Below are 23945 nucleotides of genomic sequence, written 5' to 3' on the forward strand. Positions count from 1 at the left end.
TAAATGTATTCGGACAACCTGCAAAATATCCCACCAAAGGACTTAAGTTTTTCTGTCATCTATGGCATGATAGGAAGATGAACCAAACAAAGGAGATTTGAATACGCATGGCTTTAGACGGCATTGTAACGCGCGCGATCGTACACGACTTGCAATCTTGCATCGGATCGCGAATTCATAAAATACATCAGCCCACCGATCATGATCTGGTCTTTCAAATTAAAGGACGGGGAATGAACAGCAAGCTGCTGCTTTCCGCCAATCCCACCTACCCGCGTGTCCAGTGGACGGAGCAATCGTTCCTGAATCCTATTCAAGCCCCCATGTTCTGCATGCTGCTTCGAAAGCATTGTGAAAGCGGATTGATCGAGGATATCCGCCAAGTTGACAATGAACGGATCATTCATATGGATATCCGCCAGAGGGATGAATTGGGCGATATTTCACTTAAAACAATCGTTATCGAAATCATGGGCAGGCACAGCAACATTATTCTCATGGATGCCGCTACCCGCATCATTCATGACGGAATTCACCATGTAACTCCCGCGATCAGCAGTTTCCGAATCGTCATGCCGGGGGCTGTCTATGCGGCTCCGCCGGAACAGGGCAAGCAGGATCCCCTTACGGTAATGAGCGAAAGCGATTTTTCTGCTGTGATTGAAGCTATGGCTGTTCAGGCACAACTGCCTGCAGACGATGACATGACGGGCAAAAAACCGGCCGCCGCCCCTTCAACTATGCCGCTGGACAAGTGGCTGGTGGCTGCCTTTAGCGGAATCAGCCCCCTGCTGGCCAAAGAGATTGTTCACCGCAGCGGAATAGACGCTAAGTTAAGCGATGAGCCTAGCGTATTGTGGCCTGCGTTTGACAGGATGATGAATACGTTCAGGGATCATCAATATGAACCCCAAATCGTAACGAGTGAGGAAACGGGGAAATCCGCTTTCTCCGTAACGGCGTTGACCCATTTAAGCGGCAATGCGCAAAGCTATGGTACGGTCAGCCTATGCCTGGAAGCTTTTTACGGGGACAAAGCCGTCCGGGATACCGTCAAGCAGCGCGTATCGGATCTCATCCGTTTCCTGCAAAATGAATACAACAAAAACGAAAAGAAAATCGAGAAACTCCAGGAGACGCTAAACGAAGCGCAGGAAGCCGATAAATTCCGGATTCAGGGCGAGCTTATCACAACCTATATGCATCAAATCCAGCGGGGCGATGAATATATAGAGGCCGTCGATTATTACGATGAAGACCAGAGGACCGTGCGTATACCGCTAGACAAACAGTTGACGCCTTCGCAGAATGCCCAGCGTTATTTCAAGAAATACACCAAACATAAGAACAGCCTTACGGTAGTCGGGGAGCAGATGAAACAGGCGGGAGAAGAAATGCGTTACGTCGCTTCCTTGCTGCAGCAGCTCGAAAGCGCCACTTTATCGGATATTGAGGAAATCCGTGAAGAATTGGTGGAGCAGGGGTATTTGCGGGACCGCAGCAAACGCGGAGCGAAGAAACGCAAGCCTGCGCGTCCTGCTCTGCTTTGTTACACGTCATCGGAAGGCATTCCAATTTATGTTGGAAAAAATAATACACAGAACGAATTCTTGACCAATAAGACGGCTGCGGCTAACGAAACCTGGCTGCATACCAAAGACATCCCCGGCTCCCATGTGGTTATCCGCGCTTCCGAATTTAATGAGCGGACCCTTGAGGAAGCGGCTATGCTTGCCGCCCATTACAGCCAGGCCCGTTCATCAAGCCAGATTCCCGTGGATTATACGCTGATCCGGCATGTCAAGAAGCCGAGTGGGGCAAAACCGGGATTTGTGATCTACGATCACCAAAAAACGTTGTTCATCACACCCGATGAACAACGTTTGAAGGCCTTGCCTTCACAGATCAAGGTCTGAATCTCTCCAGCACGGGCCGCGGCTCCCTCGATGGGACTGCGGCTCGTTTTTTTGTCGATCAGCCAAGCTTAGCGATTTCTTCTTCTGGCCGGGTCCAGCTGCTCCAGGACATTCATATGCACCGTTCGGTTTCCGATCGGCCCGTGGAAAAACTCCCCTTCACGCTGGCCGTGGAAGTCGGAGCCGCCCGTTACAATTAGACGGTATTTCTCTGCTAATCGGTTATATCGCATCTCTTCCTCCGAGCCATGATCGGAATGATAAACCTCAATCCCCTGAGCTCCGTAACGGATGATTTCCTCAACCAGCGCATCGTCCCCATACAGGCCCGGATGGGCAATAACACTTGTGCCGCCTGCCTCGCGGATCCAATCGACAGCCTCGAAGGGATGCAGCCGCGGCGGATTGGCATATGCCGCTCCGTCCGATCCCAGATAAAGATCGAATGCCTCCTGCATGGAATGTACCACTCCTTTGGCCACCAATACTGAAGCCATATGGGGTCTTCCGATGGAGCCGCCTTCCTTGCCTTGTTTCCTTGCTTCTTCCACGACCTCGTCCAGATTAATGGAAATGCCCAGGCCCTGGAGCTTTTCTATGATCATCAGATTGCGGCGGTCCCGCGTTTGAAGCAGGCTGCCCAGCTTGATTTGCCAGGCTTCGCTCTGCCAATCCGTATAATAACCCAAAATATGAATATCGCTGCCGTTAGCGGCTGTACTGATTTCAACGCCGGGAATGACAATCACACCCAGCTCTTCGCCTGCTTCGACAGCTTCCCTGATACCATCCACCGTATCGTGATCCGTGATGGCAATCCCGGCGAGTCCGGCTTCTTTGGCCATACGCACATTGTCCCGAGGCTGCTGCAGCCCGTCGGACGCGGTCGTGTGGCTGTGGAGATCTACCTGGCCTATAACCATTGCTGGAGATCCTTTTCACGCAAAAAAGTAAGAAAGGTTACCGCGGAAATCGGCAGCAGCGCGGATTTGAGATAAATGGAATAGAATTGGCGTTTGAAATTGACTCCGTTAATCGGAATCGTATGAATGAGGCCAAGCGCCACCTCATGTTTGACCGACGAGCCGGATACAAACGAAATACCCAGTCCTGCTTCGACGGCCGATTTAACGGCTCCCGTGCTTCCCAGTTCCATCACGATCTTCAGATTGGCAGGATCGAAACCTTTGTTCTTCAACTGCTCCTCCATCACAAGCCGTGTTCCTGAGCCCTGCTCGCGCAGCACGAACGGATATTCCAGCACCTCAGCCAAATCCAGCTGTCTGCTGGAAGCCAGCGGGTGTGTTTTGCCGACTATAAGCCACAGCTCGTCGCTCATCACAGCTTCCATATGCATGTCCGGATGATTAACTGGTGCCTCAATCAATCCGAAATTAAGCTGATGATTTAAGATTTCCTCCATGATTTGAGCGGTGTTCATCACTTTCATGCTAATGGCGATATGCGGGAATTCCTGGCCGAACGGCCCAAGTAGCCGGGGCAAAATATATTCGCCGATGGTCAGGCTTGCACCCAGCTGCAATCTTCCCTTCAACTGCTTGGTGAACTTGGACATAGACGTATCAGTATCCCGAATTAAATCGATACTGCGCTGGGCAAAAGGCATTAGAGCTCTTCCCGCTTCCGTTAATTCGATTCTTTTGGTGGAGCGCTGAAGCAATTTGGTGCCAAAATAATCTTCCAGTGACTGGACCTGCATCGTAACAGCTGGCTGCGTCATATGAAGCGCTTGAGCCGCAGCCGAGAAGCTCCCTCTCTCCGCCACTGTAAAAAAAATATGGAGCTGGTGAAAATTGAGCGCCATTGATATTCATCCATCCTCTCGTTACCCTCATTATACAACAAAGTGTGCTAAGAGTATCCACTGCCGAAACCGGAAAATATGGCGATTTCACAGAAAAAAGCACACGCTATGGAAGCGCATGCTTATTAATTAAACAGAATCAGCCAATATTATTTCCGTTTTCTACTATTCTTTATTAAAGTCATTCTCCGTGAATGCCTTAACCAGGAATAATAGGATTTGAGATCACGTAGTTCAATGGTCTCGGACATACGGCCAAGGAAAGTCACAACGATCATCTTGTGCAGGGGATTGCCAGCCAGATCGGTTTCTTTATCCAGTGTAGCGAACTCCGCGACAAATACGAGATCGTCATCAATCAAATAAACATCCTGCTCGTTGCGGTAATAAGGCTCGATACGTCCCTGCTTCAGACACTGCCACATGAAGTCGGCAATATCCTCAAATCCGGTTTTTTCACTTTCGACGCGATCCGCCCAGCGAATTTTGGCATGGTTCGTGATGACGATATCCGCAACTTTCTTGTCCCCTAATACGACATGAAATGATTCATAAGTGCTCCATCTTTCCGTCGTCTTGTCTTTCATCGCACGATCCACCCCTCCCCAGGAAGTAGGCCTTATTAACTATGTTTATAAGTATATCCATTGTAGCATGCCTGTACCAGAATACAAAATAAAAAAAACGATGAAATAATACATAAATTGGAAATGGCCAGTAAAAAAATAGCTTCCGCCCGTTGACCGGAATCGGAAGCTTGTGGATTCACAAACTATAGAACCGTGTTTTGTCAGGGACATTACGCTCGTATTCCGTCTTGATTTCATTCCGGTAAGAGCGTTCAATCTTCTTGACGAATGGAAGACGTTGAATGTTGCGGACAACTTCATCCGCCCGGTCACTGTTCATATACATGACCACGTAATGCATCTTCCTGGAAATATAATGAATGCTGCCGTATTTCTCCAGAGAACGGGCCGACTTCACATCGTTGACCCATATGATATATCCGGTTCGTTCAGAAAACATAGCTCGCAATCGTCCTCCCTTCCTTATCCGCAGCCGCCGCCGGTGCTGCACCCGCAGGAACCGCCGCCGCCGCATCCGCCGCCGGATGATTCGTTGCCCGGCACTTTGATCGTTTCGGATACGGAGCCGGCAATCTGCTTGGCAATATCATGCAGAAGTTCATCTACCGCAAGCTCGGCTGTTTTGTAGCGGCTGACGCATTCGATAGCCGCAAGCTCCTTCTCGATGGCTTTCACTTTATCTTTGGCTGAATGAAAATCCGGATGGAATCGTCCAAAACGTTGACATTCCTCGAACAATTCCTTGGCTTTCTCGAATTTCCTGACCAGTTCCTTGACTTCCTGGCTCTGATCGACAGCCTTTTTCCAGTATGCATATTCGGCAACTTCAGCCGATTGGTTAATCATGTCGCCTATTTCATAAGCGTTCAGCAGCATGGCCGCCATATCTAACGAGAGCGATGGATCGGGACCAAAATCATGCATCTCACCGTTTCCCGCGAATCCGGCAGGCTCAGTCATTGATATCGCTTGCACTGTCCCCACCCCTTAGTATGAAGGTTAGGCTTTCGCCTATTTGTAATCATACCATAACACGTTCTAAGAAGAAAACGGCTTTTGCCTCGCCTCGCCGCAGCTGACTTAATTACTATCAAGGGGCACGACCAGCATCATGGCATCCCACATATCCGGCCTGAGACGGAGGAGAATCGGATCGCCCCCGTCCTCCGCTTTTATATGCCCATGCACCGCCCATTGTCCTTCCGCTTCCCGGATTTCAACGGGTACAAACAGCTGCAGGCCGCCCTCCCGCTGCAGTTTGACAGCCGTCCCCCAGTTCAGCGCTGTCTCCAGCAGCTCTCTGCGGGTCGAGACATGGTACGAACCGAGCTGCTTCAACCATCGGGACGACACCTCCTCCAGTCCATCGAACAACGATTTGACGGATGGTGTATCGGTAAGAAGCTCATAAGCTTGAAGCGCACAAGGATCCAACAAGAAGAATTTCATTCCCGTGGAAATGGGGATTCGTTCAGCGGGAAGCTGCCAGCCTCTATCCGTATCCTTCGGGGCTTTCGCTCTGGCCGTCCAGCCATGAACGGCCACACGGACCGGATCGGGCAGCGGACACCCTGATGCTTTTTCCAGAACCGCAATAATTTCCTGGCAGGAATGGCCTCGCTGCACCGCTTTGACGGCCGTTTTTTCATTCAGACGGTAAATCGTCATCCGCTCCGCGCTCTTGCGTTCGCTGATCATTTCCAGTTCCCATCGGATTGCGGCAGATGCAGAAGGAGATATATAAATATCGCCGTCAGGAGAAATCTGCACCTGCTCTCCATACTGATGAAGATTTCCGGCCAGAGGGGGGCTGGGGTCAATGAGCCACCTGATATAGCGGTCTCCGTTAGTTGTACCCATCTGCTCCATATAACCGCAGGCTGTCATCAGCTCCACCCATCGAGTCAGTGCTGTGGGAGGCTCTTGTGGGCTGGCGGAGATTTGTGCAAGCTTATGCTCGATATCCGCATTCAAATACCATTCAAGGCCTTCCAGGCCAGCGGTGACCGCAGCAGCCCCCGCAATATCGCTGTCAACAAGCGCATACTGCCCGATAATGAAATTCAGCAGTCCGCCTTCCCTCTCCTCCGCACTGAGGTTGAGCCATTTCATCCACGGCTGCCTAACCAGTGTAAAAGCTTCTGAATCCTCTTCAAGCCATCCCATCCGAACAGCGATATCCATGACAAACAAGAGCGGAAGCGGGCAGTCCGTAAAGGGCACAGCCTTCAAACCGGCGGCTGACAGCTTTTCCGCCGGAATCGCAATCTGGCTTCCGCATTTTTCGATCGTCCTTTTGGTCAGGCTTCCTTTGACCGTTTTGCTCATGCCCGTCCGGACAAGCTCAGCTAACACATGAAGTAGTTGAAGACCAAGCTGAGGAACGTAGTCCTCATTCTCCTCGTACACAATATCTGTTCTCTGTGCAGCACCCTGCGCTGCAGGAACGTCGAATGCAAAACAAGCGAGATGCCAGGGCAAGTACGTATCACGCGGCAAAAAGTACAGCTTTTCCCCCCAGCCCTTGCGTACGGCAAACACAATCCCGGCATTGGCCAGCATAATCAGCCCGATCCGATATTCCGCTCCTGCTACACCGGGCAAGCCCGCAAGCAGCAGCTGTTCTTCTTGAAAGGGCAGCGAGCCGAAACGCTGCAGGATAAGAACCAGCGTATCGGCGCAAGGCTGGGGCATAGCCGCCAGCGAGCGCATCAGAACCCGATGGTCGACAAGCGCTTCAGGCCAAAGCGCGTCTAAAGCGGACCATACTTTTGATGACGCGTATTTCTGCTTTTGGGCATGATCAAGACGCTCTGCAATATCACGGCTATTCATTGCTTTTGCGCCTCTCGTCCCACTGAACGTAGCTCTCGCGCTTCCACTTGTCTTTTTCAAGCCTCCAATCGCTGATTTCATATTGGTAGCCCTGTTCAAGCAGAAACAACTGGCGCTTCTGGGCAAAATGAATCTCCTTTGTCTCCCGGGAAACCAGCGTATAGAACCAGGCCTTGTTGTCCCCGGGCTTGGGCCGCAAAATACGGCCGATCCGCTGGGCTTCTTCCTGACGGGAGCCATAGCTCCCGGATATCTGGATAGCGACCGCTGCATCAGGCAGATCGACTGCGAAATTTGCCACTTTGGACACGATCAGCACCGGAATCGCGCCTGCCTTGAAGGCGTTATAGAGCTTCTCCCGAGCTTCATGCGGAAGCTCGCCGGTCAACACCGGCGCCTGAAGTGCATCTCCCATTTCGTGAAGCTGCTGCAAATATTGGCCGATGACAAGCGCGGGTTTTCCCGGATGAATGTTCAGAAGTGCCCGTACCGCATCGATTTTCCTCTTGTTCTCCCCTGCGATGCGGAATTTCGATTTTGGCTCAGCCGACTCATATAGCTGCATCTCCTGCGAGGAGAGCGGGATGCGTATCTCGGCGCAGTGAACGGTTGCAATCCATTGCCGTGACTCCAGCGCCTTCCATGGCATATCGAAGCGCTTGGGGCCGATTAGCGAGAATACATCCTTCTCGCGCCCGTCCTCTCTTACGAGCGTAGCCGTGAGTCCCAGGCGCCTTGTCGCTTGCAGATCGGCCGTCATCCGAAATACGGGCGCAGGCAGCAAATGGACTTCATCATAGATGATAAGTCCCCAGTTTCTTTCCTGAAACAACTTCATATGGGTGTATTCGCCGTCTTTTTGCCTGCGGTTGGTCAGAATCTGATAGGTCGCGATGGTAACCGGGCGCACTTGCTTGGAGGCAGCGGCATATTCTCCGATCTGCTCCTCGACGAGCGTCGTTTTGTCCAGCAGCTCGTCCCTCCATTGTCTTACTGAAGTGACATTTGATGTAAGAATCAATGTATCGCAACCCAGACTGGCCAATGCCGCAATGCCAATTACGGTCTTACCCGATCCACAGGGCAGCACCAGAACACCATTGCCTCCATCCTCTCTGCCTTCGCGGTAAAATAGCTCCACGGCGAGCTTCTGATAGTCGCGCAGCTGGAAGCCTGTTCCCCCGATCGTCTGCTGACGCAGCTGAACAGGCAGCAATTCCCCATGGCGGTACCCCGCATGATCGATGACAGGATAGCCGAGCCGGATCAACTCCTGCTTTAATAAGCCGCGGTGTTCCGCTTCGGCGCAACGTTCCCCCTCCATACCGGTGCGCTGAAGTAAACGCGCAGTTGCCGCGTCCTCCGTCAGTGCGCTGAGCAGGGACTCTTCCCCGTACAGAATTAATCTGTCCTCTCCGGAACGGTCAAGGGTCAGGCGGCCATATCGCTCGGTAAGCATGCGGATGCCGCTCGTTACTTTGACAGGAAGCTCATAGCTGCTGTGGGCTTCCAGGGCATGGAGAATTTCATCGGCTCCCATCCCCGATGCCGCCGCATTCCAAAGCGACAAGGACGTCATTCTGTAGGTGTGTATATCACCCGGGCGTTTGATTAATTCGGCGAACCGGGACAGCAGCTCCCTAGCTTCCTCCGCTCCCGGATGCCGGTCCTGAAGAAGCACAGTAAAATCGCCCTGGACGATTAACGGCCCGTCCTTGCGTATAAGCAAATCCATCATCTCCTAGAAAACATCGGTCTTGAGTCCGCTTCCTGGACTCCCGCGGCAAAAACCCTCTTGTTCTTATAGTTTGAGATAATTTGATGTTTTTATACTTGCGTGTCTGGAAGCACACAACTTGTAAAGGTGTACGGTGACGAATGAATACATGGTATAAGTCACAACAATAATCATCAGGGAATCTATACCCAAAGAGCGACCCCAATAAAGGAATACAATTTCATTCCTGTAAGTAAATGGGACAATACTGACATTTCGTTATTACATCACATATAAAAAAACCTGGCCGCGTGGCCAGGTTCATTCCCATGTACTATTCTTCCCCCGATTCTTATTCTGCCTTGTTATTCTCCTGACGCATAATTCTCCGCCATCGCGATCATCAGCTTGGCAGAGACAAGCATGGAACGTTCGTCAAGGTCGAATTTGGGATGATGATGGGGATAAACAGCGCCTAATTCCTTATTTCCCGCGCCAACGAACAGGAAACAGCCGGGAATCTCCTTCAGATAATAAGAGAAATCCTCTCCCGCCATAATCAGCGAAGATTCACGGACCGAGTCTTCACCCAGGTGCCTCCGGGTGACATTGAAAAACCGCTGTGCTTCCGCTTCGTCGTTCACCACCGGCGGGTACCCGTGCCGGTATTCAAGCACGGCTTCTGCACCATGCAGCTCAGCCGTCTGCTTCACGATCTGCTCCATCCGCTCTTTAATGTGCTCTCTTGTCTCTTGATTGAAGGTACGCACCGTACCCGTCAGCCTGCAGTGCTCAGCAATCACATTGCCGGTCGTCCCTGCATGAAAGGAACCGATGGACACCACAGCAGGCTCCAGCGGGTCTATATTGCGGCTGACAATCGTTTGCAGCGCCTGTACAATCGCCGAACCGACCAGCACCGCATCCACGGTTTCATGCGGCATCCCGCCATGTCCTCCGCGGCCTTTAATATCGATGAAGATTTCATCAGGGGAGGCCATAATCGGACCGCTACGGGTGGCTGCTACCCCGTATGGCAGGGGCGTCCACAAATGCACGCCATAAATAACATCCACTCCCGTCAGAACGCCGCTGCCGATCATCCCAAGCGCGCCTCCAGGCGTCAGTTCCTCAGCAGGCTGGAACAACAGGCGCCGCTCTCCGTGAAGCCGTTCCCGGCGGGTGCTGTAATAACGGGCTATCCCGAGCAACGTGGCCGTATGGGCATCATGCCCGCAGGCATGCATAACGCCAGGCACTGTAGAGGCATAATCGCAAGTCTTCTCATCCTGAATCGGCAGCGCATCCATATCGGCCCGCAACGCGATCACAGGGCCGGGCAACTCACCTTTTATGGATACGGCCAGACCGTATCCGCCCTCTGTTTCTTTGACCTCACAGCCCAAACCGGCAAGCTGCCCGGCAATCCAGCGGGATGTTTCTTTCTCCTGAAAGGACAATTCCGGATGCTGATGCAGATATCTTCTCCATTTGACCATATCCGGGTATCCGGTTTGCAGCATTGCGTCGATTTCCCCCCTGTTACCCATTGCGCACAAACCTCCTTTTGCTCGGCCATTCTGTCTTCTTTAGCCTATTGTACCAGAAGGTTGGAAGCTGCTGAAAGTTGTTTCGTCACAGGCGCCGATCATTTTTCGTAAAGCTGTCACTTTTACCGCGCAGACTGCGCAACAGACAGGCTTGCACTGGCAGGTGAAAAATACTATCATGGATAAGAAGAAAAGAGAGTACAGATATATGTCCCTTACGTTTGAAGGAGGATCCATCCAATGATTATTGAGAATACAGGCCTAAACGGCATGACAAGCGATCTTGCGCATCTCGACGAATCCGCGGACAAGCTCGGCTTTGTCCGTTGGCAGTGGGAATATTACCGCGCTACCTACGATTTGAAGCTTGAAGACCGCACAAACCGCGAAGACTACTTCTTGCGTTTTAATGTCCGCGCAATTGAAGGCAAGCTGGAGTCGCCGCATACCGTCTTGAAGGTAGAAGCCGTATACATAGGCAGAGCTACGTTCCCGCACGGGCTTGATTATGAATCAGCCATTCCGCAGCCGATCTTGAATACGGCTACACAACGGCTGCAAGAACTAAAGAAACTGCTCGCCTAGCAGGCTTGTACCTCGGATGAAACAAAAGACGGACGGCCTGCGCGGCAGGCCGGATTTTTTACTACTCGTCCTGACTCTTGTGCTTGTCGGTTTTGGTCTTGTGATGGTTTTTAGCGCCAGCTCCAACACCGCTGTCATAACCGAGGCCTACAACTATGACGCGCTCTATTTTACGAAAAGACAGCTCATTTGGGCGGTGCTCGGTACCGGATTGATGTTCCTGATCATGAACATTCCATACACCGTTTTCAAAAAAGCCTACATTCTTTATTTTATCCCCGTTCTGATTATGCTCCTGCTGGTCCCCTTCGTCAGCAAGGAAATAAACGGGGCGCGAAGCTGGTTCAATATCGGCCCGCTGGGCATACAGCCCACGGAGTTCGCCAAGCTCGGGCTCATCCTTTATCTGGGCTCCCTGATCACCAAAAAAGGCGAGAAATTCCGGGACTTCAAAAAAGGTCTTGTTCCTGTTTTTATTGTCATTGGTTTGATTTGCGGATTGATTATGCTCCAGCCCGACTTGGGATCCTGCATTGTCATCGCAGCTTGCTCACTGATCATTATCATTGCCGGCGGGGCTAATTTGAAACAGCTTTTCCTTGCCGGGATGCTCATTGCCGTGCTCGTGGCAGCGGGAACCAGCATTTCCATGATGAAGAGTCCGGATACCTGGAACTACAGGATTGACCGGTTTTCCGCTTTCATGAATCCCGAGGCTGATGAGCTCGGAAGCACTTATCATCTGTCCCGCTCTCTGCAGGCTCTAGGCCATGGAGGCATCACGGGGGCCGGCTTCGGACATAGTGTCCAGAAGCTTAAATACCTTCCTTACGCATACAGCGATTTTATCTTCTCGGTTATTGCCGAAGAATTCGGTTTTATCGGAAGCGCGCTGTTTCTTTTGTTTTATCTGGTCTTTCTGTGGCGGGGTCTGCTTATTGCCCTGCGCTGTCCCGACAGTTACGGAACCGTTGTGGGGGTTGGCATCGTTGGCTTGCTGGCCGTACAGACCATCATCAATATTGGCGGGGTTACCGGAGCCATGCCGCTGACCGGGGTAACGCTGCCCTTCATCAGCCATGGCGGTTCCTCGCTCCTTGTTTCATTGGCCTGCATCGGTGTATTGCTTAGCATATCCCGCGAGCATAACAAGCCGGAAAAAGGTAACCGGTTTGTCCGATAAATTCAGCCACGCCCCGTCATGAAGAATATTCCATATGTCAAAAACCGGCATGGGCCAAGCCCCGCCGGTTTTTTTCTGCTCGTATTTGCCCGTTCAAGAAGAAATGGCTGTCGCCATCCTTACGGCGACGCGAGTTTCTTATAGAATTATAGAGAAAGAATGACGAAAATTTATACTTTCCTATAATTCAAGAAGAAACGGCTGCCGCAGTCCTTACAGCGCTTTAAGCTTCCTCCCTTATTGCAAGCAAAAAACCGTCCGGACCCGGACGGTTCTTAATGGTCTTATTTGATGCGAGTCATGGTTTCCTCAACTTCGTCTCCCTTAAAGGCTACGCCCTCAACCTTTAAATTCACTTCCACGACATTCAGTCCGGTCATGTTCTCCACAGCCTCGCGAACATTATCCTGCAGCCTGCGGCATACTTCTTGAATGGGAATGCCATACTGCACAATAACGCGTAAATCAATTGCGGCTTCCAACTGCCCGACTTCGACAGAAACACCTTTTTGTGCATTTTTACCGCTTAACCGTTTGGCAAGGCCCTCTGATATTCCGCCCGACATGGCGGCGATCCCTGGAGTCTCGAGCGCGGCAAGCCCTGCTATGGTGGCGACTACATCATCTGCAATTCGAATAATGCCGGTAAGAAGTTCATCGGTCATGCCACACACTCCTCTTTCCCAATATGCTTCCATTGTAATGGATGATAAGAGTCGAAGCAAGGTCAGAATACAACTGCCTGGCTCAAGGATACGCATCGGTTTACATGCCCAGTTTTTTCCGCTATAGTGTTTAACAGATTTCAATCTAATTTACTAAGCTGAGGTGCAAATAAGGGTGAACCAAAAAATGTTTTTCACGGCCTTGATTGTGTTGTTCGTTCTCAGTGGCATCGCGCACTACGCCCATTTCGGTACCCTATACGAATTTATTATTTCAGCGGCTGCCATATTGTTCGTTGCCGGATTTCTGGGGAAAGCGACCGAAAGCGTCGCCCATTATGCCGGACAGCGTCTGGGCGGCTTTCTTAATGCGACCTTCGGTAATGCGGCAGAGCTGATTATCGCCATCTTTCTGGTCAAAGAAGGATTGTTCGATATGGTCAAGGCCAGCCTCACCGGCTCCATTATCGGCAATCTGCTGCTGGTGCTCGGTCTAAGTGTATTTCTGGGTGGGCTCAAGTTCAAAGAACAGCGATTCAATGTTCAACTGGCCAGCCATAATTCCTCCCTCATGATTCTGGCTGTAATTGCGCTGGTCATCCCCGCTATCTTTATTTCAACTGAACATTATTCCGTCGAGCACAGCAAGACTCTCAGTATTGCCATCGCCGGTATTCTTATTGTGGCCTACATTCTGTGGCTGGTTTTCTCCATGATCACCCACAAAGACGTTCTCGCGGACGTAGAAGAAAGCACGCCAGACAAAGGGGAACATCCCGCATGGTCCATGAGGACCTCTATCCTGTTTTTGGTCGTCGCAACCGTTATGACCGCCTTTGTCAGCGAATGGCTGGTCGGTACGCTGGACAGTCTCACGGATAAATTCGGGCTGTCTGAATTGTTCGTCGGGGCTTTTGTCATTGCTATAGTCGGGAATGCCGCCGAGCACAGCGCAGCTGTGATGCTTGCAATGAAGAATAAAATTGGGGCAGCGGTAGAGATTGCTGTCGGCAGCAGCCTGCAGATTGCTTTGTTTGTCGCACCTGTTCTTATTTTCGTCAGCTTGTTGTTCGGCAATACAATGGATATTGTGTTTACCCCCATTGAATTGGCCTCCATTGCCGTTGCCGTTTTTATCGCCAAATCCATTGCCCAGGACGGCCGGACGAACTGGTATGAAGGGTCGCTGCTGGTCATGGTCTATATCATCCTTGGCTTTGCATTCTACCTGATATAAGAACGCGCGCACATACACAGAAAGAGACACTCCCAATTGTTCCGGGAGTGTCTTTTGCTTATTGCTCCACAAAAAAAACCACGCTAACGCGCGGTCAGACTTTGTTGTTCATGGCTTCATACAGCTGTGCCAAATTGCGCTCAAGCTTGCTGATGATTTCTTTGCCAATTACTTCGGCAACAAGACCGGCACGAATGGCAAAATCGATTTCTCTGGAGAAGCCATATATTTGCGTGTCCAATACCTCTTCATAAAGGGGACATTTTCTTGTGGCCAAGTTTTCCATTTGTACTTCAATCAGCTTCTCGATTTTATAAGCATCTTCCTGAAGGAGATTGATCGCTTTTTGATGTAAATGAATGAGAACATCGGATGAAGACATCGTACTCCCCCTTGTGCGTGGTGCTCGCCCTTGTTTATCTTTATATTAGACGATAACGAGCCATAGTACAAGGTCAAAACGCAAAGCGCCCCGCCAATTATTTGGCGAAGCGCTTTCTTTATTATTTAGCAGCCTATTCGGACAGAATCTTAATGTCCAGATTATGTTTGGTAAACACTTCTGCCATTGCTGCTTTGGCATCTTCAGCGTCCGGACCGTGAACATGCAGTTCATAGGAATGTCCACCGACCAACGTAGTGAAGAGACCGAGAATGCTTTTAACGTCGATATATTTATTTTCGGCTTGAAGTACGATGGACGACCGGAATTTATTTGCCGTCTGCGAGATGTCAACGATTGCTGCATTGTTGGACATGTGAATCCCTCCATTTTTAGTTACATTTGCTATAAATGCTGTTGCTGCATTCATCATAACCCGATTTTGCATCGCAGACAAGGGGCTTTTATTTCAATTTTTCGGGATTCAGCGGTTCCAGCTCGGGGACCACGAACCTTCCATCCTTGCGAATCAGACGGTCATCAAAATATATTTCCCCGCCCCCGTACTCTGGTCGCTGGATAAGCACAAGGTCCCAGTGAACGGCAGAACGGTTGCCGTTATCGGTTTCTTCATAAGCTTGCCCAGGTGTAAAATGAAGGCTGCCTGCAATTTTTTCGTCGAAGAGCGTATCTTTCATAGGGACTAGAATATAAGGGTTAAAGCCAAGGCTAAACTCTCCGATATATCTGGCCCCTTCATCAGTATCCAGAATCTCATTCAGCTTTGCGGTATCATTGCTGGTTGCTTTTACGATTTTGCCTTTGTCAAACGTGAAGGAAATATTCTCGAAAGTGATACCGGAATATACTGACGGCGTGTTGTAGGTAATCGTGCCTTGAACGGAGTCGCGCACTGGGGCGGAGAATACTTCCCCGTCGGGTATATTGCGCAGACCTGCGCATTTTTTAGCCCCGATCCCCTTCATGGAGAAAGACAAATCGGTTCCCGGCGCTACCAGCCGGACCTGACCGGTCTCGGCCATCAGCTTCTCAAGCGGGTCCATCGCCTTGTCCATCTTGGCGTAATCCAGATTGCATACGTCAAAATAAAAATCCTCAAAAGCTTCCGTGGACATATTCGCAAGCTGGGCCATAGAAGCATTCGGATAACGCAGCACCACCCATTTGGTATGCTTCACCCGTCTTTCCAGATGGATCGGATGGCGGTACAGCCGATCATACAGCAGCATGTTTTCACTTGGAACATCAGCAAGCTCATTCACATTCTCACCGGAACGGATGCCGATATAGCCATCCATCGCCTCCATCCGCTTTAAATCGAATGAGGCCCACAGCTCCATTTGTTCCTTGGTTGCGTTTTGGAGCAGAGTGCGCAGAATAGAGCGGTCGCTGGTCTCGACAAAAGGGCGTCCGCCTCTTTTTGCCACTTCTTCAATTAAGCATTTGGCAAGCTCACGCTCCGTACCGATCATATCGATCAAAACGTTGTCGCCTGGCTGGACGTTGATGGAATATCCGGCCAGATTGGCAGCCAGAATCTGCAGTCGCGGGTCGCGCATGGGGTGAACCTCCTTTTTCGTTTCCTATCATCCTACCATTATTTCAACCAGGCTGCACGCAGCATTCATCGGTCCTATTTACGTCTTTGAGCCAGGGATGGGAAGGATACATCCGAGCTTCTTGTTTCCTGCCGCTGCTGACCCTGCGTTTTATAACGCAGCACAGTGTGCTCCTGCAGCCTTAATGGCAGCATTTTTGATCGATCCAACTGGAGCTTATAGGTGGAACTGACATGGAGCGTTGCCAGCATTTCCTCAAGCAGCCGTCCGGACCGGGCAAGCTCGGCATCCCATTCTTTTTTAAATTGAGCAGACGCCTGGGATTCATCCTGCTGCTGCAGCGGGCTCACTTCTGTCCCCGGAATGCTGCTTTGAAGCTGCTTGAACTGGCTGCGCAATCTGCCCGCCCACAGCCGGGCAGCGGCTTTCTCGTCCGTCTTTATTTGCAATACAGCTGTTGCCTTATCCGATTCCGCCGCAATCAGCTCTGTTGAAGCAGCGGACTGCTCAATCTCCTTCAGCAGCTCCAGGGGATGAATCAGATCTGCCGCAGAATCACTATCACTGGATTTGACCTCCAGCTGTTCATGATTCCTTACCTCGCCCTGAAACGAAATGGGCTTTATTACCGTGCCATCCCCGATGGCAATTTTCGTGGTTCCCTTAAACGTATAATGATCGACACCGGATAGGCCGGACACCGTCAATCCGAGCAGTTCATCAGGCGTGCGGTTCATTGAACCGGAGGCGCAGCCCGCTATTCCGAGCAGGCTGATTATCATAACGGTCAGAACAACGTTTAATCTCATGCGGAGCTCTCCTTACGAACGAATTTTACTTCACCTTCATGAAGTATCCTCTGTTGCCAGCGCCCACTTTATGCGGCATTCTGCTGATCGCAAAAAAAAAGAGAGCTTCCGGCGATTCCCGCCCTGCTCTCTTCTTCTCTTGCTTCAATTAAGCACCGATAAAGATTCGATTGCGCCCATTATTCTTGGCCTCATACAGCGCCATATCCGCCCGGTAAAACAACGATTCCACACTGATCTTCTCATCCTCGAAAGTCCATTCGGACAGCCCGCAGGATACCGTGACAGACGGCTCTGTCATCATCTCCACACGGCTGCGGATTCTTTCCGCAATCTGATGAGCCTGCTCGGAACGGATTTGAGGTAGATAGACAGCCAGTTCCTCACCGCCCCATCGCGCAGCTATATCGCTGTCCCGGATGCACGAACGGATCACTTCACTGACACGGATCAGAATCCGATCCCCGATTTGATGTCCAAACGTATCGTTCACTTTTTTGAAATGATCGATATCCACCAGAACCAGCGATCCGCATTTGTCTTTGCGCTGCCTGGCCTGAATCCGCTCATTTAAATAATGCCTGGCATGAAGCCCTGTCAAATTATCCGTGATGACCATCCGCCGAACCTCCGCATGAAGCGAAGCGTTGGTTACGGCCAGACCGATATGGGTGGATAGTACCTGCAGCAACTTATAATTGTCATATGAAAAATAGTTCGGATTCTTATGCGTGACCATGATGACGCCAACCACATCCGTATTCGCCATGATTGGAGCCGCGATAAGCGAACGGGAATGGGTTTCATCCATCAACTTGGATGAGACGACCGGCGTGCATTGATAATCGGAAATGATAAGCGGCTCCTTCGTATCAAATACCATACCGCAAAATCCGTAAGCGGTTGAATATATTTCATTGGCTGCCAAAGGCCAATTGCTCGCCATCACCTGGAAATGGTTCGTTTCCTTGTTAAGTTGAAGCAAACTGCAGTAATCCGCTTTGAATATATGCAGCAGCTCGCTCATTGCAAACTGAAAAATCTCATTCAACCGAAGCGACTTGTTTAGTCTCTTGGTCAGCTCATTAATGAGCTGAAGCTCGCCAATCAGCAAATTGGACTGCTCAAACAGCTTGGCATTTTCAAAAGCAGAGCCCGCAGTATCGCAGAGCATCACGAGCGCACCAATGTCGGAGTCCTCCATAAGTTCCTTCCTCATGCTGATGCTGAGCACGCCGTATACCGCCTGCTTGCCGCTCATCGGGATCGCCAGCTTCAACTGATCATCGTCCTCGTATTCAACGACCTGTCTGCCTTCAAGGAAAGCCTGGGCGTAAAGGTCAGCTGCGGAATGCCGCAGCAAAAGAGGTTTTACCCTGCGGTCGCCATTAACATGATCCTGAGATAAATAAAGATCGACCTCCGCATGCGGGTACAAGTTCTCCACATCGATCAGCAGGACATTCAGTACCGAAGTGACATCATTCTGATCATGAAGGCGCTTAGCAGTCTGAAACAGCGTGTCCCTGCGGACGGCATCCTTCTCGCTGGATTGCTGCTGGATCAGCAGATTCCTCACAAATACCCGCTCAAGATGGCAAAAGAACAATACCCTCATATGCATCGCAGCCGCTTCGAGAAGAGCAGCATGTCCCTCAATGTGAGACAACCTCTGGGCAATCAGTGCGGCAAAGCAGCTGTTGTCTTTTTTCTTCCTTAAAGGAACAGCCAGCTTGTCCCCCCTGATGAGGGTCTTTCCTTCTATGCAAGCCTCTTGAGCCAACCCGCAATAATCCTTATAAGCCGTTTGGGATTCCGGAGCCTCCGGGTCCGAGACGGCAATGAGATGCCCATGAATGTCGCTTATTATTAATCGTCCTTCCGCCAGTGGCGATTGGGCCGAGGCGATCAGCCATTCCTGAAAGCTCTCCCTTAGCAAACCAGGCAGAAGAGTTTCATCTTCTTCACAAATATCCTCATTCGCAAACCAGAGGGAAGGCTGCTGCAAGGCTTGTTCGTCCCCGGACAAGGTTTCGTCTAATGTCGGTTGGTCTGTACGAACAAATATCTTTCTCAAGCAGCATCGCCTCATCTCTTTTAGCAAGGATAAACAACATGACAGATATGATCTATCATACTTCAATATCTTAAATTATGCACTACTTTAGACACAAAGATCTAGGTCTTTGGATTCACTTCCATTATTAATGTGATAGATTTGAATAATTCCTTGATTTCACTTGACTTTATACCCTACACTTATATAATATTTATAGTTGAATATATGGGAACGGTTTTGTGTCACCCTCATTGAGGCTGTCTCTGGCAGGACTGCGGCTGAACATGCCTGTCAGGAACTTGATCGATTGTCGTTTAAGCGCAGACAGTACTCGGCGAAACACCCATTTTCAAACATCCCATTTGAAGAAGGAGTTTTACGACACATGTCAAGATATACTGGCCCTAAATTTAAATTGAGCCGCCGCCTCGGCATTTCCTTAAGCGGTACTGGTAAAGAACTGAAACGCGCATTTCCACCGGGACAACATGGTCCTGGACAACGCAAAAAAATGAGCGGTTACGGTATCCAACTGCAAGAAAAACAAAAACTGCGCCATATGTACGGCATGAACGAAAAGCAGTTCCGCAACCTGTTTGACAAAGCTTCCAAAATGAAAGGTATTGCCGGGGAAAACTTCATGGCCCTCCTTGAGAGCCGCTTGGACAACCTCGTGTACCGCCTTGGATTCGCCAATTCCCGTTCCGGTGCGCGCCAGCTTGTATCGCATGGCCACATCACGGTAAACGGCAAAAAAGTCGATATTGCTTCCTACACGGTTTCCCTCGGTGAAGTAATTGGACTTCGCGAGCGCAGCCGCGGAATCAAATCGGTCAAAGAAGCTTTGGAAGGCCGCAACTACCTTCCAAATTACCTGGAATTCAACGATACAGCTGTCGAAGGCAAATACCTTCGTCTTCCTGAACGCGCTGAGCTTCCACAAGAAATCGATGAGAAACAAATCGTCGAGTTCTACAGCCGTTAATCACGATTTCCCAAAAGAGCAGTCCACCATGGACTGCTCTTTTTCTTAATATATAGGGCTGATAAAACTAGGCTTCCTCATGCTTGTCTTCCGGTGCCAAGACCGGTTTCGCTTCTTCAGACGGTTTAACGGGCTTCCGAAGGGCGCTGCCGGACGGCATGCTTCCTTTGTTTGTTAGCCCTTTGACCATGGCATTCAGATCGATCCCAGACACATTTTTCAGCATTTCCGGAGCGGTTGCCATTAAGGAGGTCACATAATTGCTTAAACGCGCGGCACCTTCTCCATGACCGGTATCCACAATGCTCAGTTTGTCGATATTGCTGAGCGGTTCCGATACTTTGCCCGCAAGCTCGGGCAGCATCTTCACGATAATGTCCAGGATGGCCGCTTCGCCGAATTTTTCAAATGCTTCAGCCAGCTTCTCCTTGGCCTCCGCTTCCGCCAGACCGCGCAGCCGGATAACCTCGGCTTCAGCCGTCCCTTTGGCCCGTTCAGCATCTGCGACGGCAAGACCTTCAAGACGCTTCTGTTCGGCATTCGCTTTCGCTTCGGCCTCAATCCGATACTGCAGCGCATCCGCTTCTCGGTAACGCTTCGCTTTGTCCGCCTCGGCTGCCTGCTCGACCGAATACCGGTCGGCATCCGCTTTTTTCTTAACTTCCGCATCATACTGCTTCTCGCGCCGCAATATCTCTTTGCCCTCGAGATCGATTTCACGTTCCTTGCGGACAATTTCAACTCTCATTTGTTCTTCCACCACGCTCTGCTTGGAGCGGGCTTCCTGAATGGAATATGCCTGATCGGCTTCGGCCTTGGCCATGTCCTGCTCCTTCTTGAAAGCCGCGACTTTAAGCTCTTTCTCTTTGCCCGCTTCGGCAATATTCGTATCGCGCAGCAGCTCCGCTTTTTGCCCTTCCTCTTCGGCGCGGGCCTTCTGAATCCGGGAATCTCGGATAGCTTCCGCCTCGGCAATATCGGCATCCCGCTTCACGATGGCGATCCTCGGCTTACCCAGCGCATCCAGATAACCGTGTTTGTCGCGCAAATCCTTGATCGTGAACGAGACGATCTGCAACCCCATTTTTTTCAAATCGCGTGCCGCGACGCTTTGAACCTCCTGTGCGAATTTATCGCGGTTGCGGTATACCTCTTCAACGGTCATGGATCCGAGAATGGCCCGCAGATGCCCTTCGAGCACCTCCTGTGCTTCCCCTTTCAGCGCATCGGTCGGCTTGCCCATGAACTGTTCCGCCGCTGTCACAATATCCTCAACCGCTCCCCCGATCTTGATAATAGCCACTCCGTCCGCCATAACCGGAACCCCTTGCTCCGTATACACCTCCGGTGTGGATACATCCAGCTTATGGGAGAGCAGGGAAAGGAACTCCGCCCGCTGGAATACCGGGAGGATAAAGGCGCCGCCGCCGCGAATGACTTTGATTCGTCTCCCCGATTCATCTATATCGACGTTTTTTCTACCCAGGTAGGAACCTGTCACAATCATGGATTCATCCGGTCCCACCGTTTTGTATCTGGCCCAGAAAGCGATGCCAAGAACAATCAGAACGGCGACCACCACACCGGGAATGATGAAATAATCTGGTACTGTCATGAAGAAATTGCTCCTCTCTCTATGCGCGGTATTGGTTGTTCTTCATTCGCTGCACACTCATATGCTATAAATCGAGCTTGGAGACATAAAGCGTGTTGTCTTTGACCTCCACGACCACAACCCTTGCGCCTGACGGAATCATTTCACCGTCATGGCTTGCAGCGATTTGATTGGTGACTCCTGCGCCTTTGCGCAGCATAACCTCCCCATAACCAACTTCGGGAATCGGGACCATCACCTCGGCTATGGAGCCCGCAAGGTCTTTAAGGGAAAAACCTGTCGAGTTCTCGCTGCGCTGCATCGGCTTAATATATAGAAAGAATACAACAAACGATGCCGCGATAGCCGCCGCTGCCGCCGCTGCGATATCCATTCCCGTACTCAGCGGACTGTAGCGGTGCAGCAGCAGGCCCGCCCCTCCAAAGACCGTTATCCCGCCAACAATGGACATAGGCTGAATAATGGGATGTCCCTCCGTGGACAGAAAGTCAAGCGCTCCGTCAAAAGCTACGCTAAGCCAATCGCCGAAAATCACCGTGACAACTGAGAATAGGGCACCGCCAATCAGACAGGACAAAAATAAGGTTTCCACCTTGACCCTCCCTTCCTTGCCTTATCTTTTAATCTACAAAACATTCCCATAATTATTACTTATATTACAACTGAAAGTTTCGATCTCGGCAAATTAGATTGCGGGTAGTACAAGAATTTCCGAATTCGCGTTTTACCTCGCTTCAGCAAAATGCCCCGGAAAAGCGAATTCATCTCTTTTCTGCTCCCTGACATAGGCCTTGGGCTCCTGAGTATGATCAGTCTTGTCGAATGGCTGCCCCCGAAGGGCACGCTTGACAAAAAAACTTGCCCGGTATATACCGGACAAGCCTTGTTATTGAATCGTTATTTTAGCAAATTTGCGTTTGCCAACCTGAATGACATCCCCTTCGGCAACCTCCACATCAGCGCCGGGATCGTCGATTTTCTGTTCGTTGATCCGAACGGCCCCCTGCTGCACGCTCCGCTTGGCTTCGCTGCCCGATGGCTGAAGTCCAAGCGTGGTGAGAAGCTTAACAATGCGGATACGTCCATCTTCCAGCTCGGAAGCGGGTAGAACGGCGGTCTCGATTTCCTCGGGCAGAGCGCGCTGTTGAAAGACTGTCACAAAATGCTGCTCTGCCGCCAATGCAGCCTCCTCGCCATGGAACATGCGGACAAAGGTGCGGGCCAGCTGCATTTTGACATCGCGCGGATGCCGGCTGCCGTCCGCCAAACCGCTGCGCAGCTCCTCCAGCTCCTGATTGCTCATATCGGTAGCAAGCTCATAGTATTTCATCATCAGCTCGTCCGGTACGGACATCGATTTTCCGTAAATTTCATTGGGCTCTTCATCGATGCCGATATAATTGCCCAGGCTTTTACTCATTTTCTGTACGCCGTCCAGCCCTTCAAGCAGTGGCAGCATAATGGTCGCTTGTGTGGCTTTGCCATATTCCTTCTGCAGGGTCCGCCCCATCAGCACATTGAATTTCTGATCGGTCCCCCCCAGCTCCACATCGCTCTCCAGAGCAACGGAGTCATACCCCTGCATAAGCGGGTAGAAAAATTCATGGATGCTGATCGGCTGCCCGGACTGATAACGTTTGGTGAAATCATCGCGCTCCAGCATACGGGCAACCGTAAGCTTGGCAGCCAGTGAAACCACATCCGCAAAATTCATGGGACCCAGCCATTCCGAATTGTAATAGACCGTTGTTTTCCCGGGATCCAGAAGCTTGAAAATCTGTTTTTTGTAGGTTTCGCCATTTCGTTTGACGTCTTCTTCGCTAAGCTGTTTGCGGGTTTCCGATTTTCCCGTTGGATCCCCGATGCGTCCCGTAAAGTCGCCGATGATCAGCTGCACTTCATGGCCCAGCTCCTGGAATTGACGCAGCTTGTGCAGCACTACCGTATGGCCGATATGAATATCCGGCGCTGAAGGGTCAAGACCCAGCTTCACCTTCAGTGATTTGCCCGTTGCCACAGCATGAATTATTTTTGCCTTCAATTCATCCTCGGGTACAATCTCAACGACGCCCCTGCGGATGACATCCATTTGACGCTCCACCTCCTGCTTCTGCAGGTCTGACAATTCATCCCACTTCACCATACCGAATCACTCCCATAACTATTTTTGGACACAAAAAAACCCTTTCGTCGCAAGGGACGAGAAGGATTTGCTCGCGGTACCACCCTAATTAGAGCCATGCCATCCGAAGTATGTTACATAGATGTGCAAAAATAACAGCTCTCACTTCATTTCATAACGGATATCATCCGGAAGCAGACTACTTAAAACGTCCTGTATGGATCAGGAGCATTCGTTCGTCCGATCAGCTCGAGGCGGTAATTCACGCTGCAGCGCGTACCGGTTCGCAC

The 23945-nt window shown here is 50.8% G+C and carries 22 protein-coding genes and 1 other annotated feature (1 of these 23 running past the window's edge); of the genes, 5 read left to right on the forward strand and 17 right to left on the reverse strand.

The window, feature by feature from the left end:
- Positions 1–107 precede the first annotated feature (107 nt).
- Positions 108–1916, forward strand: coding sequence for an Rqc2 family fibronectin-binding protein (locus IEY46_RS11575; RefSeq protein ID WP_188992172.1), 1809 nt, complete (start codon positions 108–110; stop codon positions 1914–1916).
- A gap of 68 nt (positions 1917–1984) precedes the next feature.
- On the opposite strand, the gene IEY46_RS11580 is transcribed toward IEY46_RS11575, so the two are convergent.
- The 8 genes from IEY46_RS11580 to IEY46_RS11615 form a co-directional block, all read right to left on the reverse strand.
- Positions 1985–2839 carry a PHP domain-containing protein gene (locus IEY46_RS11580; RefSeq protein WP_188992173.1) on the reverse strand — a complete coding sequence of 285 codons (855 nt, stop codon included), beginning with the start codon at positions 2837–2839 and terminating at the stop codon, positions 1985–1987.
- The gene (locus IEY46_RS11585) at positions 2830–3741 is read right to left on the reverse strand and encodes a selenium metabolism-associated LysR family transcriptional regulator (RefSeq protein WP_188992174.1); all 912 of its coding nucleotides are present in this window, start codon (positions 3739–3741) and stop codon (positions 2830–2832) included. Before IEY46_RS11585 ends, IEY46_RS11580 begins: the two co-directional genes overlap by 10 nt.
- A 149-nt stretch (positions 3742–3890) precedes the next feature.
- Complete coding sequence (locus IEY46_RS11590; protein WP_188992175.1) at positions 3891–4328, reverse strand: hypothetical protein; 438 nt, start codon at positions 4326–4328, stop codon at positions 3891–3893.
- 178 nt (positions 4329–4506) lie between these two features.
- Positions 4507–4770 carry a YlbG family protein gene (locus IEY46_RS11595; protein WP_188992176.1) on the reverse strand — a complete coding sequence of 88 codons (264 nt, stop codon included), beginning with the start codon at positions 4768–4770 and terminating at the stop codon, positions 4507–4509.
- A 23-nt stretch (positions 4771–4793) separates the two neighbouring features.
- Positions 4794–5306 carry a YlbF/YmcA family competence regulator gene (locus IEY46_RS11600; RefSeq protein ID WP_308422791.1) on the reverse strand — a complete coding sequence of 171 codons (513 nt, stop codon included), beginning with the start codon at positions 5304–5306 and terminating at the stop codon, positions 4794–4796.
- Between the two features lie 105 nt (positions 5307–5411).
- Entirely contained in the window at positions 5412–7166 is a 1755-nt protein-coding gene (locus IEY46_RS11605) for a helicase-associated domain-containing protein (RefSeq protein WP_188992177.1), read from the reverse strand.
- Complete coding sequence (locus IEY46_RS11610) at positions 7159–8901, reverse strand: DNA repair helicase XPB (protein ID WP_373288793.1); 1743 nt, start codon at positions 8899–8901, stop codon at positions 7159–7161. Before IEY46_RS11610 ends, IEY46_RS11605 begins: the two co-directional genes overlap by 8 nt.
- 347 nt (positions 8902–9248) lie before the next feature.
- Complete coding sequence (locus tag IEY46_RS11615; protein ID WP_229750249.1) at positions 9249–10433, reverse strand: M20 family metallopeptidase; 1185 nt, start codon at positions 10431–10433, stop codon at positions 9249–9251.
- Between the two features lie 240 nt (positions 10434–10673).
- Between IEY46_RS11615 and IEY46_RS11620 the strand changes: the two genes are divergently transcribed.
- Positions 10674–11018: a YugN family protein gene (locus IEY46_RS11620; protein ID WP_188992179.1), complete on the forward strand. Its 345-nt coding sequence runs from the start codon at positions 10674–10676 to the stop codon at positions 11016–11018.
- 16 nt (positions 11019–11034) lie between these two features.
- Positions 11035–12201 carry a putative lipid II flippase FtsW gene (gene ftsW, locus IEY46_RS11625; protein WP_188992180.1) on the forward strand — a complete coding sequence of 389 codons (1167 nt, stop codon included), beginning with the start codon at positions 11035–11037 and terminating at the stop codon, positions 12199–12201.
- A 284-nt stretch (positions 12202–12485) separates the two neighbouring features.
- On the opposite strand, the gene IEY46_RS11630 is transcribed toward ftsW, so the two are convergent.
- A complete protein-coding gene (locus tag IEY46_RS11630) occupies positions 12486–12866 on the reverse strand; it encodes an Asp23/Gls24 family envelope stress response protein (RefSeq protein WP_188992181.1) in 381 nt (126 codons plus the stop codon).
- A 175-nt stretch (positions 12867–13041) separates the two neighbouring features.
- On the opposite strand from IEY46_RS11630, the gene cax reads away from it, so the two are divergent.
- A complete protein-coding gene (gene cax, locus IEY46_RS11635) occupies positions 13042–14103 on the forward strand; it encodes a calcium/proton exchanger (RefSeq protein WP_188992182.1) in 1062 nt (353 codons plus the stop codon).
- Between the two features lie 94 nt (positions 14104–14197).
- On the opposite strand, the gene IEY46_RS11640 is transcribed toward cax, so the two are convergent.
- The 5 genes from IEY46_RS11640 to IEY46_RS11660 all read right to left on the reverse strand — a co-directional run bounded on the left by IEY46_RS11640 (position 14198) and on the right by IEY46_RS11660 (position 18951).
- Positions 14198–14485 (reverse strand): Fpa/YlaN family protein, encoded by a 288-nt coding sequence (locus IEY46_RS11640; RefSeq protein WP_188992183.1) that lies wholly within the window; start codon positions 14483–14485, stop codon positions 14198–14200.
- A gap of 133 nt (positions 14486–14618) precedes the next feature.
- A complete protein-coding gene (locus tag IEY46_RS11645; RefSeq protein ID WP_188992184.1) occupies positions 14619–14915 on the reverse strand; it encodes an HPr family phosphocarrier protein in 297 nt (98 codons plus the stop codon).
- A gap of 34 nt (positions 14916–14949) precedes the next feature.
- Positions 14950–16065, reverse strand: a complete 1116-nt coding sequence (locus tag IEY46_RS11650; RefSeq protein WP_188992185.1) for an aminopeptidase — start codon at positions 16063–16065, stop codon at positions 14950–14952.
- Positions 16066–16139: 74 nt separating this feature from the next.
- Positions 16140–16874 (reverse strand): hypothetical protein, encoded by a 735-nt coding sequence (locus tag IEY46_RS11655; RefSeq protein ID WP_188992186.1) that lies wholly within the window; start codon positions 16872–16874, stop codon positions 16140–16142.
- A 148-nt stretch (positions 16875–17022) separates the two neighbouring features.
- Complete coding sequence (locus tag IEY46_RS11660) at positions 17023–18951, reverse strand: sensor domain-containing diguanylate cyclase (RefSeq protein ID WP_229750251.1); 1929 nt, start codon at positions 18949–18951, stop codon at positions 17023–17025.
- 367 nt (positions 18952–19318) lie between these two features.
- Here IEY46_RS11660 and rpsD point away from each other — a divergent pair, with 367 nt between their 5' ends.
- Positions 19319–19918 (forward strand): 30S ribosomal protein S4, encoded by a 600-nt coding sequence (gene rpsD / locus IEY46_RS11665; RefSeq protein ID WP_188993752.1) that lies wholly within the window; start codon positions 19319–19321, stop codon positions 19916–19918.
- 67 nt (positions 19919–19985) lie between these two features.
- Here rpsD and floT read toward each other — a convergent pair whose 3' ends face one another.
- The 3 genes from floT to tyrS all read right to left on the reverse strand — a co-directional run bounded on the left by floT (position 19986) and on the right by tyrS (position 23673).
- A complete protein-coding gene (gene floT, locus IEY46_RS11670; protein WP_188992187.1) occupies positions 19986–21533 on the reverse strand; it encodes a flotillin lipid rafts scaffold protein FloT in 1548 nt (515 codons plus the stop codon).
- 64 nt (positions 21534–21597) lie between these two features.
- A complete protein-coding gene (locus IEY46_RS11675) occupies positions 21598–22125 on the reverse strand; it encodes an NfeD family protein (protein WP_188992188.1) in 528 nt (175 codons plus the stop codon).
- 294 nt (positions 22126–22419) lie between these two features.
- Positions 22420–23673: a tyrosine--tRNA ligase gene (gene tyrS, locus IEY46_RS11680; protein WP_188993754.1), complete on the reverse strand. Its 1254-nt coding sequence runs from the start codon at positions 23671–23673 to the stop codon at positions 22420–22422.
- Positions 23674–23725: 52 nt separating this feature from the next.
- Positions 23726–23945, reverse strand: a binding site (T-box leader); it runs 65 nt beyond the window's last position.

The organism is Paenibacillus nasutitermitis (genome assembly GCF_014641075.1).
In the GTDB taxonomy this organism is placed as follows: Bacteria; Bacillota; Bacilli; order Paenibacillales; family Paenibacillaceae; genus Paenibacillus_Z; species Paenibacillus_Z nasutitermitis.

What these genes read in the sequence shown, in the direction of transcription:
- ftsW (WP_188992180.1), top strand. Translation starts at nt 11,035, where the DNA reads ATGAAACAAAAGACGGACGGCCTGCGCGGCAGGCCGGATTTTTTACTA.
- IEY46_RS11630 (WP_188992181.1), bottom strand. Translation starts at nt 12,866, where the DNA reads ATGACCGATGAACTTCTTACCGGCATTATTCGAATTGCAGATGATGTA.
- IEY46_RS11650 (WP_188992185.1), bottom strand. Translation starts at nt 16,065, where the DNA reads ATGCGCGACCCGCGACTGCAGATTCTGGCTGCCAATCTGGCCGGATAT.
- IEY46_RS11645 (WP_188992184.1), bottom strand. Translation starts at nt 14,915, where the DNA reads ATGAATGCAGCAACAGCATTTATAGCAAATGTAACTAAAAATGGAGGG.
- IEY46_RS11580 (WP_188992173.1), bottom strand. Translation starts at nt 2,839, where the DNA reads ATGGTTATAGGCCAGGTAGATCTCCACAGCCACACGACCGCGTCCGAC.
- IEY46_RS11590 (WP_188992175.1), bottom strand. Translation starts at nt 4,328, where the DNA reads ATGAAAGACAAGACGACGGAAAGATGGAGCACTTATGAATCATTTCAT.
- rpsD (WP_188993752.1), top strand. Translation starts at nt 19,319, where the DNA reads ATGTCAAGATATACTGGCCCTAAATTTAAATTGAGCCGCCGCCTCGGC.
- IEY46_RS11655 (WP_188992186.1), bottom strand. Translation starts at nt 16,874, where the DNA reads ATGAGATTAAACGTTGTTCTGACCGTTATGATAATCAGCCTGCTCGGA.
- floT (WP_188992187.1), bottom strand. Translation starts at nt 21,533, where the DNA reads ATGACAGTACCAGATTATTTCATCATTCCCGGTGTGGTGGTCGCCGTT.
- IEY46_RS11640 (WP_188992183.1), bottom strand. Translation starts at nt 14,485, where the DNA reads ATGTCTTCATCCGATGTTCTCATTCATTTACATCAAAAAGCGATCAAT.
- IEY46_RS11605 (WP_188992177.1), bottom strand. Translation starts at nt 7,166, where the DNA reads ATGAATAGCCGTGATATTGCAGAGCGTCTTGATCATGCCCAAAAGCAG.
- IEY46_RS11595 (WP_188992176.1), bottom strand. Translation starts at nt 4,770, where the DNA reads ATGTTTTCTGAACGAACCGGATATATCATATGGGTCAACGATGTGAAG.
- IEY46_RS11615 (WP_229750249.1), bottom strand. Translation starts at nt 10,433, where the DNA reads ATGGGTAACAGGGGGGAAATCGACGCAATGCTGCAAACCGGATACCCG.
- IEY46_RS11610 (WP_373288793.1), bottom strand. Translation starts at nt 8,901, where the DNA reads ATGGATTTGCTTATACGCAAGGACGGGCCGTTAATCGTCCAGGGCGAT.
- IEY46_RS11575 (WP_188992172.1), top strand. Translation starts at nt 108, where the DNA reads ATGGCTTTAGACGGCATTGTAACGCGCGCGATCGTACACGACTTGCAA.
- IEY46_RS11585 (WP_188992174.1), bottom strand. Translation starts at nt 3,741, where the DNA reads ATGGCGCTCAATTTTCACCAGCTCCATATTTTTTTTACAGTGGCGGAG.
- IEY46_RS11620 (WP_188992179.1), top strand. Translation starts at nt 10,674, where the DNA reads ATGATTATTGAGAATACAGGCCTAAACGGCATGACAAGCGATCTTGCG.